This is a genomic window from uncultured Agitococcus sp. (assembly GCF_937920075.1).
In the GTDB taxonomy this organism is placed as follows: Bacteria; Pseudomonadota; Gammaproteobacteria; order Pseudomonadales; family Moraxellaceae; genus Agitococcus.
In genome coordinates this window covers 1-9,351 of sequence record NZ_CALETI010000502.1, presented here as the reverse complement: position 1 = coordinate 9,351, position 9,351 = coordinate 1, and the positions used below count along the sequence as shown (strand labels likewise).

Annotated in this window: 8 protein-coding genes and 1 tRNA gene; 4 read left to right on the top strand and 5 right to left on the bottom strand. The window is 41.4% G+C overall.

All coding sequences use genetic code 11. The features are described 5' to 3' along the window. Together Q0212_RS16750 and Q0212_RS16745 are read right to left on the bottom strand one after the other, a co-directional pair. The coding region (locus Q0212_RS16750; RefSeq protein WP_297927648.1) for a hypothetical protein at positions 1-231 on the bottom strand (231 nt) is incomplete at its 3' end. After that, positions 213-1,877 (bottom strand): HD domain-containing phosphohydrolase, encoded by a 1,665-nt coding sequence (locus tag Q0212_RS16745; protein WP_297927646.1) that lies wholly within the window; start codon positions 1,875-1,877, stop codon positions 213-215. The genes Q0212_RS16745 and Q0212_RS16750, both read right to left, overlap by 19 nt. Before the next feature lie 141 nt (positions 1,878-2,018). Here Q0212_RS16745 and gltX point away from each other — a divergent pair, with 141 nt between their 5' ends. From gltX to Q0212_RS16730, 3 genes are all read left to right on the top strand, one after another. Further along, entirely contained in the window at positions 2,019-3,527 is a 1,509-nt protein-coding gene (gltX, locus tag Q0212_RS16740) for a glutamate--tRNA ligase (RefSeq protein WP_297927644.1), read from the top strand. Positions 3,528-3,546: 19 nt separating this feature from the next. After that, a tRNA-Glu gene (locus Q0212_RS16735) sits at positions 3,547-3,621 on the top strand. 92 nt (positions 3,622-3,713) lie between these two features. Further along, the gene (locus Q0212_RS16730) at positions 3,714-4,307 is read left to right on the top strand and encodes a methyltransferase domain-containing protein (RefSeq protein ID WP_297927642.1); all 594 of its coding nucleotides are present in this window, start codon (positions 3,714-3,716) and stop codon (positions 4,305-4,307) included. A gap of 23 nt (positions 4,308-4,330) precedes the next feature. On the opposite strand, the gene Q0212_RS16725 is transcribed toward Q0212_RS16730, so the two are convergent. From Q0212_RS16725 to Q0212_RS16715, 3 genes are all read right to left on the bottom strand, one after another. Beyond that, positions 4,331-5,275: an AgmX/PglI C-terminal domain-containing protein gene (locus Q0212_RS16725; RefSeq protein WP_297927640.1), complete on the bottom strand. Its 945-nt coding sequence runs from the start codon at positions 5,273-5,275 to the stop codon at positions 4,331-4,333. Then, complete coding sequence (locus Q0212_RS16720; protein WP_297927638.1) at positions 5,272-5,844, bottom strand: sigma-70 family RNA polymerase sigma factor; 573 nt, start codon at positions 5,842-5,844, stop codon at positions 5,272-5,274. Before Q0212_RS16720 ends, Q0212_RS16725 begins: the two co-directional genes overlap by 4 nt. 74 nt (positions 5,845-5,918) lie before the next feature. Further along, positions 5,919-7,688 (bottom strand): VWA domain-containing protein, encoded by a 1,770-nt coding sequence (locus Q0212_RS16715; protein WP_297927636.1) that lies wholly within the window; start codon positions 7,686-7,688, stop codon positions 5,919-5,921. Between the two features lie 131 nt (positions 7,689-7,819). Here Q0212_RS16715 and Q0212_RS16710 point away from each other — a divergent pair, with 131 nt between their 5' ends. Beyond that, positions 7,820-8,611, top strand: coding sequence for a sulfite exporter TauE/SafE family protein (locus tag Q0212_RS16710; protein ID WP_297927634.1), 792 nt, complete (start codon positions 7,820-7,822; stop codon positions 8,609-8,611). Positions 8,612-9,351: the final 740 nt, after the last annotated feature.

Below are 9,351 nucleotides of genomic sequence, written 5' to 3'. Positions count from 1 at the left end.
CGCGGCCGGGGTGGAGCCGAGTGCCGGTTCCCAGCACGACGTGGCCGGGCCGCGGGAGGAGAACGTCTCGATGGTGGGCGAGGCCTTGGCGGTCATGGCCCCGACGGCGAACCCACCCCGAGCGGCCGCGTGCCCGAAGAGGGTCGGCCCGACCACGTCGCCGCCCGTCGACGTGTTCCACTGCACCGCGGACAGGCCCGACTCCGCGGCCATCAGAGAGTTGCGCGCCACCGAAGCCGATTCCTGGGCCTGCGATGACACCACGTTGATTCGGGCCGCCATGTCCAGCACCGACTGGCCGGTTTCGCGAATTTCGCGCAGCTGCTCGGTGGACGCCGCCAGAAGCTCGGTCGACGTGCTTTCCACCTGCGCCGTCGTCTGGGCCAGATCGTGGGCGGCATCGCGGACTGGGCGATCGCGCGGCTGTCTACGCGTAGCGCGCCCCGACCCGCTCCCACACTCGATGGCGCCACCGGCTTGCTCGGCGCCATCATGCGCGCTGGCCACGACATTTGCTCGCGTTTTAAGCCTTTCGGGAAACCCGTACCATCCATTTTTTCATGATGTCCACCTGCATACTCTGGTACTCTTTTCAAATTTTTAGGAAATGGCAAAGACTCCAACATTTGAATAGTGACTTTCATATGGTCATTAATTTTTTGACGCTCATCAAAAGTAATAGTGCCACGCTCAATACACAAAAACTCTATTTCTTTGTCAGTTAATAGACGTTGTAATTGGCCTTGATGATCAACATAACTTCGTTGGCCAATATCTTTGATGCGTTGTTTCGCCTCAGCACTCATAAACTCACCACCTTTATTGGCAAGCTCAATAAAAGCACACTCCTCTTTTAGCGTTTGAATAAGTTGGTTGAGCTGTTGTTGTAAAGTTTCTTGTTGGGAGGGATCAGTCAGCATTTGTTTGATATATTGCGTTTCTGTTTGTGACATTAACGCCACAAAACGTGCTTTGACCGTTTCTATACCATCATTTAATAAATGTAATTTGGTTGCTTTATCTAATAAATAATCGGGTGTTGCCAACTTGCCACAATCATGCAGCCATGAAGCAACACGTAATTCGTACCAATCACTTTCGTCCAAATTAAAATCTTTTAATGCCCCGTCTTGAGTATCACAGGCGGCTTGAGCAATTAACTCGGTTAAAGCAGGTACACGCTGGCAGTGAGCAGATGTATGGGAAGACTTAGCATCAATGGCTTGAGCAATCACTTGAATAAAAGCATCTAATAAATTTTTATGATCTTGCAATAAAATTTGGTTTTCTAACGCAATCGCTGCGCTTGACGCTAATGCAGCAACAATTGGTTCTAAATTATGTGAAAAAGAAATAGTCTCTCCAGTGTTTTTATCTTTAGCATTCACTAACTGTAAAACACCAATAACTTCATTAAGATGGTTACACAAAGGGACGGTTAGAAATGATTTGGAACGATAATTAGCACGCGCATCAAAAGCCTTAGTCCCTGAGAAATCAAGATGCTCGGCATAGTAAGCATCTTCAATATTTTCCATTTTTTTAGTTAATGCCGTGTAAGTAGCAATATTATTATGATTTTGCGAGCCATCTTCTCGATACAGTGGCAACGGCGCAAAAGGAATTTTACGTCCAGAAGAACCGCCCAACGTCAGACTTAAAGAGTTATTACGTAAAATTTCAAACTCTAAGACATGATGTCCTGCTTTTTCTTTTAAGAGATATAAGGTTCCGCCATCCGCATGGGTAATATCTTGTGCTGCATCTAAAATTTTCTCAAACAGACGCGCACTATTACGCTCACTGGATAAAGCCATACTAATTTCGATTAATTGCCAAAAAATATCCTTATCTAAACTTGGAGCAGTTAAAGGCATAATATTCTCTTCATTTAAACGCAGACTGAGTATCTGCTTAACTAATAATCAATTAATACTTTAGCATAAAACTAAGCTTTTCGCGCTTATTGACAACTACTGTTATAATTTGCCATCTTTTATCTTTAGGCACAATCAATCATGACTGTTGTTCGTACTCGTATTGCTCCTTCCCCTACTGGCTTTCCGCATGTTGGCACAGCGTATATTGCCTTGTTTAACTTATGCTTTGCCAAACAGCATGGTGGCCAATTTATTCTACGTATTGAAGATACAGACCAAGTACGTTCAACCCGTGAATCTGAAGAACAAATTTTATCTTCATTAAAGTGGTTAGGATTAACATGGGACGAAGGCCCTGATATTGGCGGAAAACATGCCCCTTATCGTCAAAGTGAACGTAGTGCTATTTATAAGCAACACGCCAATCAATTAGTCACTGATGGCCATGCCTTTCATTGTTTTTGTGATGCCCATCGCTTAGAGACTTTACGCCAACAACAACAAGCCGATAAACAAATGCTTGGTTATGATGGTCATTGCTTGCAGCTTTCTGCACAAGAAGTGGCTGAAAAATTGGCGGCTGGCGAAAGCTCCGTTATTCGCATGAAAGTGCCTCGTGAAGGCGTGTGTGAAATCGATGATTTATTACGTGGCAAAATTGATATTGAATGGTCAAATGTAGATATGCAAGTTTTGCTTAAAGCAGATGGTTTACCTACTTATCACCTAGCCAATGTTGTTGATGATCACTTAATGGAAATTACCCATGTGATTCGGGGTGAAGAATGGATTAACTCTGCACCTAAACACTTATTGCTTTATAAATATTTTGGTTGGCAAGCTCCTGTGTTGTGTCACATGCCTTTATTACGTAACCCTGATAAAAGCAAACTCAGTAAACGTAAAAACCCAACCAGTATCACCTACTATCAACGTATGGGCTATTTGCCACAAGCTGTGTTGAACTACTTAGGTCGTATGGGTTGGTCCATGCCTGATGAGCGTGAAAAGTTTAGCCTTGCTGACATGATTGAACATTTTGACCTAAAACGCGTTTCTTTGGGTGGGCCTATTTTTGATGTCGCCAAACTGAGCTGGTTAAATGGACAATGGCTAAAAGAGCTTTCTGTACCTGACTTTATGCAAGCCTTCCAAAATTGGGCCATTAACAGTGACTATTTGAGTTTAGTGGCCAAACAAATTCAGCCACGCATTGAAACTTTATCGGACGCCGTTAATTGGGCTAGCTTCTTCTTTGCAGGCACAGTTAATCTTAGTGCCGATAAATTTACTCATAAAAAATTGAGCACTGAAGAAATTAAACGCATTCTTCAATATGCACTATGGGACTTTGAACAGTTACGTATTTGGAATCATGACCAAATCAGTTTGGTGTTAAGCCAATTGAGTGCTGCATTGGGTTATAAACTCCGTGATTTTATGTTTCCGTTCTTTGTTGCTATTGCTGGTAGCCCATCAAGTACACCTGTGATGGAGTCAATGGGCATTTTGGGAGCTGACTTAACCTTCGCTCGTTTGCGTCATGCCATCGATATTTTAGGTGGTTTATCAAAAAATGAGCAATCAGAATGGCAAAAGCATTGGTCATCACTAAAAAGTGTTGACAGCACTTCTGAAGACCTATAATATTCGCGTCCTCAGATACGGTCCCATCGTCTAGCGGTCAGGACATCGCCCTTTCACGGCGGTAACCGGGGTTCGATTCCCCGTGGGATCACCAAATTTGAAAAAGCCAGCTTTATGCTGGTTTTTTTGTTTTTAAATTATTATTATTATCGGCCATCTATAAAAATTAGGCGTAAGGAAAATAATATGGCTCGTAAAAAAGTACTTAATGTTGGTGGTAACTCTAAAGAAATTCCACTGCCTGATATTTATAAAGATTGGGATCAAGTTTGGTTAGATATAGACCCTGCTGTTAATCCAGATGTGCTATGTGATGCACGAGAATTAACAAAATTACCCGCCAATACTTATAATGCGATTTATTGTTCACATAATCTTGAACATTATTTTCGCCATGATGTTAAAAAAGTGCTCGCAGGCTTTAATCATGTTTTGAAAAAAGATGGCTTTGCACATATTCGTGTGCCTGATATGGCTGCAGTGATGCGCGCTTTCGTCGAAAATAATATGGATATTAATGATACACTTTATGTTTCACCTGCTGGGCCAATTTCAATACAAGATGTGATGTACGGTTGGGGCAAAGAAATTGAACACAGTGGAAATGACTTTTTCGCTCATAAGACAGGCTTTACAGAGAGTTCTCTTATAGCCACATTAATAGACAATGGCTTTTATCAAGTCTATACAGGTACTGGTGCATGGGAAATCGCCGCATTTGCTTTTAAAGATGAACCAAGCCCTGCGGAATTGGCTGAAATTGGTCTTATTAGCGAATAAAAAATAGTTGATTAATTATCCTATTAATTTTTATACAAGTTAATAGGATATTCTCCTGACCATTCCGTATCTGCTCCTCCAAACTTTAAACTTTTAACTATTTCAACAATCTGAGTTTCTAAATCACTTTGCTTAAAATCACTTGTTATTACTTGGCAGCTTACCACATTGCCTGTGGCATCAATCGTTAACTTTACACGAATTGTCCCCTCACCAAGACTTGGCTTGTCTTTTAAAGCTTGTTGATAAACTAAATTAAACTGAGCAAAATTTCTCTCAAAAACCGCCCGTACTTGTTCTGTTGTACGCTGATTATTTATATTTTCCTCTCGAGTTTGATTTAATGTAGCACTTAGACCCTCTGTTACTTTTTCTCTTTTTGCTGAAAGATTATCACTCATTGCTGGACTTGCCATCACACGAGCTTGTTTGGCCTGTTCTGCTTGAGACTCAGCGACTAGAGCGTCAGCTTCTGCTTGTGTCTTCTCTAAAGAAATGACTGGAGCTGCAGCAGGTAATTGCCTTAGTTCTTCTGTCTGGACTGACTCTTGTTTAGATTTAGCTTGTAATAATAATTGGCGTTCAGCAGGTTTATTAACGGTAACTTTTTCTTCCACAACTTGATCGTGAAGACTCCCAAATTCATCTGCAGCCATGACTGCATTTTCATCTTCGGCATTGTCCTCAAACGTTTTCTGTGGAACGGGTTTGGCTTGTGGTGGAGGTGCAGAAACCGCCACCGCACGTGCTAACTCCTGTGGTTGTTGTGCCTGCCAATACCAGACCAAACTACTCATCATCACCACACTTGCTGCAATGCCCCACACAGGCCGCCAATAAGTTTTGTTCGCTATTGATTGTTGTGCTGCCTGTAAAATTGCAGAGTCAACAGCTTGGCTAGGCTGCTCTTTAGGAATCTGCTGATACAGTTGCTGTAGGCGTGTATCTAAGCCATCATTATTGCTCATGACTCACCTCCTCCTAAACAACGTTGTAATTTGGCTTGGGCATAACGAAAACGACTTTTTAAGGTCTCAAAGGCAATATTGAGCTGCTCAGCAATGGTCTGTAAGCTTAATTCAGACTCTAATTTTAAGACTAAAACTGCTCGTTGCTCTTCTGGAATTTGGCTAATACACCATTGCAATTTCGCGATTAAACGCTGCTCTTCGAGTTGCATATCAGGCTCATGCCACGCACAAGCGATTAACGTAGCATCATCTTCATGCAGTTGGTCATTAGCCGCTAACTTACCCTGCTGCCGATAAAAATCTAATAAACGACTATGCGCAATACAAAACAAATAACTTCTAAAACTGGATGTTGCAGTGTAGCGTGTGCGTTGTTTAATTAAACTTAACCACACCTCTTGATAAACTTCTTCGGCTTGCATTTGCGAGCCAATATTACGCATTAAATAGGCAAAAATAGGCTGTCGATAACGTTGATACAATTCATCAAAGGCTTTTTGTTGTCCTGCCTGATAAGCAAGCATTAATTGCTCATCAGGCTGTTGTCCATGCTGTGTAGTTATCATTATCTATCCGTTTTACGCGCTTATTGATCGAATTTACCAAGTTTTAGCGAAAACGGATAGATCATTTAAACAAACTACTCAGCTTGAGCTTGCGCTTCAGGTTTTTGACTTAATGCCTGAACATTCTGCACCAACTGAATAAACTCTGCTCGTGTCCCCATTTTATCAATCCCTTTAGCTTGCTGTGCTATTTGTAAAACTTGCCCATAACTCAAATTACCCATATTTGGTGACTGACGTAACAACTGACCAAAGCCTGCAACGGCAGTGGCAAAACGATGGTCATTTGTCGCACTTGTAAAGGGGGTAATACTTTTGGGTAACATTAATGGCTGAGTTAACAAAGTGCTACTTGTTGCATGAGGTTGTTTGTAGCGAATTTTTAAAAAGGCAAACTCAGGAACAACTTTGCTCGCTGATGCTTGTTTTTCGTTTTGATAACGTAGTGGATCAACCGATGATGCTGCACCTTTAGGAGTGATTTCATAAATGGCTGTCACGCTCTTACCTGCACCGACATCGCCTGCATCGACCTTATCATTATTAAAATCTTCACGATTTAATTGACGATTTTCATAACCAATTAAACGATATTCACTCACTTGTTGGGGATTAAACTCTATTTGAACTTTAACGTCTTTGGCAACAGTATTAAACGTGCTACTTAACTCATCCACCAATACTTTACGCGCTTCACTCACAGAGTCGATATAACTGTAATTACCATTACCCACATCAGCAATTTGCTCCATCATCGCATCATTAAAGTTTCCTTGACCAAAACCTAAGGTTGATAAGGTCACACCCGTTTCACGCTCACGTTTGACCATATCTTTAATTTGATCGGTACTGGTCACCCCCACATTAAAATCGCCATCCGTTGCCAACAAAATACGGTTAACTCCCCCTTTGATATAACCTTTTCGTGCCATTTTATAAGCCAACTCTAAAGCAGACGCACCCGCTGTACTGCCACCTGCTTGTAAACGTGCTAAAGCTGCAACAATATCTGCTTTATTGCTCGTTGGCTCTAATACCACTTCTGTACGCCCTGCATAAACCACTAAAGACACTTTATCTTGAGCGCGTAATTGTTGTGTCAGCATTTGCAAACTACTAATCACTAAAGGCAATTTGTTTGGCTCATCCATCGAACCTGACACATCAACCAAAAATACCAAATTAGCGGCTGGCATTTGCTCAGCATGACTATCTTGAGCTTGAACACCAATACGCAATAAATAATGATCTGGTTGCCAAGGTGCAGTCGTTAACTCCGTATTGACGGCAAAGGGATGTTCACCTTTGGTTTTTGGATAATCATAACTAAAATAATTAATTAACTCTTCAGTACGCACCGAATCACTGGCAGGAAGACGCCCTTGCTTCACAAACTGACGCACTAAAGCATAACTGCCTGTATCCACATCTAAACTAAAGGTAGAAACAGGCTCAATAGCGACTTGTTTGATTGGATTATCTTTAAAATGTTCAAATTTATCACGCTCTTCACGTGGCATGGTAAAACTATCGCTCATCACCACCATAGGTGCGGCTGCCATTGCACCTCCCACGGCATAACCTGAACCCATCAGCATTTTACTCTCTGCCATTTTTGCTTTGGCAGCAGGCATTCTTGCTGTGTTGGTTTTGGCTAAATTTGCTGCTTCTTGTATAGGTGCAGAAAACTGATCTGCAAATGCTGAATCCTCTTCTTTTATCTGACTGGTTGATTGTGGCGTTGACTTAGGTAACTCATTAGTTTGATGCTGACTTTCTTTATATGAGCAAGCACTTTGCACTAAAACAAGACTAATCATCATGGCTAAATATTGACGTTTCATGGTTATTTTCCTTTCAGGATTGGGTTATTTTGTTAAGTAAACGTCAAGTTTTTAAAAAAGGGTTAAAGTCATAGTAAAAAAAACAAATAATTTTATAATGACCCTCCTTTTTCAATTTTTCTGCTGTGTTCATGGATTATTTATTTATTTATCTATTACTCGGTTGTTTTTCGGGCTTTGTTGCTGGCTTATTTGGCATTGGCGGTGGCATGGTGATTGTGCCTGTACTCATTTTTAGTTTTAAAGCACAAGGTCTTAGCCCAACAATTATTACTCACCTTGCCATTGGTACATCCTTGGCATGTATTATTAGCACCTCTATCAGTGCTATTTTGGCACAACATAAACGTGGAGCTATTTTGTGGCCTGTTGTCAAAAAAATGGCTATTTGGCTACTGATAGGTTCTATTGTTGGTGCACAAATTGCCAATCAGATTCCCGCACATGAGTTAAAAATTCTTATTGGTTTATTCGCTTTATTAACTGCCGCACAAATGTTTTCTGGTTGGAAGGGTAAACTAGACAATATCCCTCTACCAAAAACCTTAGGCTTAGGTATTGCTGGGGGAAGTATTGGTGCAGCTTCAGCTATTTTTGGTATTGGTGGTGGCACATTTACCGTTCCTTACCTAACCTTACATGGTGTAGCAATGGCTAATGCCGTAGCCAGTGCTTCGGCTTGTGGTTTACCCATTGCTTTAGGCGGTGCTTTAGGTTTTATGTGGTCAGGATGGCAAACTGTTAGCTTACCCAAAGAAACATGGGGTTTTGTTCATCTCCCCGCATTTATTGCGATTAGCATGACCAGCCTTGTCTTTGCCAAATTGGGTGTAAAAATGGCGCATCATTTGCCTGCAGCAACATTAAAAAAACTATTTGCGTGTTTATTAGTTATTGTTGGCATTCACTTTATTTTTGATTAACAAGGAAAAATCATGCTGCTTGTTCCTAGTGATAAACCATTTGATTATCGTCAACCTCCGCGTTTAAGCTTGGCATTAGCGGCACTTTTGCTTTTTTTATTTGTTTGGTTAATGCCTACCGAACAAAATCAAAAAGTAGCTCTTCATGAACAATATCGACAAAATCTGTTAACTATAGAATGGCCATTGTACCCCACACATTTATTACAACATCAACAAGCAGAGACCTTAGACAAACTGAATGAAGCACACCAAAACAACAATATTGCTGCATTAACTGAGCAAATGGGTTTTGATCGAAAATTTGTGCAACAAATTAATGAGATGGGCGAAAATTACTTAGAACCCGAACAGCTGAGCACATGGAAAACTGCTCGCACTGAATTTGACAAACAACGCGATCGACTTAGCAGTCAGGTTTTAGGACTTGATCCCCAACGGATTCGGCCAATCACTTACGTCACCTACTCTTTTTTAGACAATCAATCTATCAACGTGCTTATCTCGGTTTTGTTGTTATTAATTGTTGGCATCGCAACTGAATGGGCAATGGGAAGTGGTGCATTAATGGGTGCATGGGTTTTGGGCAGTATCACCACTGGCCTTGTCTATCAACTATCGCACTTACACAGCGTAACGCCATTAATAGGCAGTATGGGTGCTATTAATGCCATTTTAGGTATGGCGTTTATGAATTTTCGTCACCAGATCGGAAGAGCGTCGTGTAGGGAAAGAGTGTC

Excerpts from the sequence above, each read along its gene's own strand:
- Q0212_RS16715 (WP_297927636.1), bottom strand. The coding sequence starts at position 7,688 with ATGAAACGTCAATATTTAGCCATGATGATTAGTCTTGTTTTAGTGCAA.
- Q0212_RS16745 (WP_297927646.1), bottom strand. The coding sequence starts at position 1,877 with ATGCCTTTAACTGCTCCAAGTTTAGATAAGGATATTTTTTGGCAATTA.
- gltX (WP_297927644.1), top strand. The coding sequence starts at position 2,019 with ATGACTGTTGTTCGTACTCGTATTGCTCCTTCCCCTACTGGCTTTCCG.
- Q0212_RS16720 (WP_297927638.1), bottom strand. The coding sequence starts at position 5,844 with ATGATAACTACACAGCATGGACAACAGCCTGATGAGCAATTAATGCTT.
- Q0212_RS16725 (WP_297927640.1), bottom strand. The coding sequence starts at position 5,275 with ATGAGCAATAATGATGGCTTAGATACACGCCTACAGCAACTGTATCAG.
- Q0212_RS16710 (WP_297927634.1), top strand. The coding sequence starts at position 7,820 with ATGGATTATTTATTTATTTATCTATTACTCGGTTGTTTTTCGGGCTTT.
- Q0212_RS16730 (WP_297927642.1), top strand. The coding sequence starts at position 3,714 with ATGGCTCGTAAAAAAGTACTTAATGTTGGTGGTAACTCTAAAGAAATT.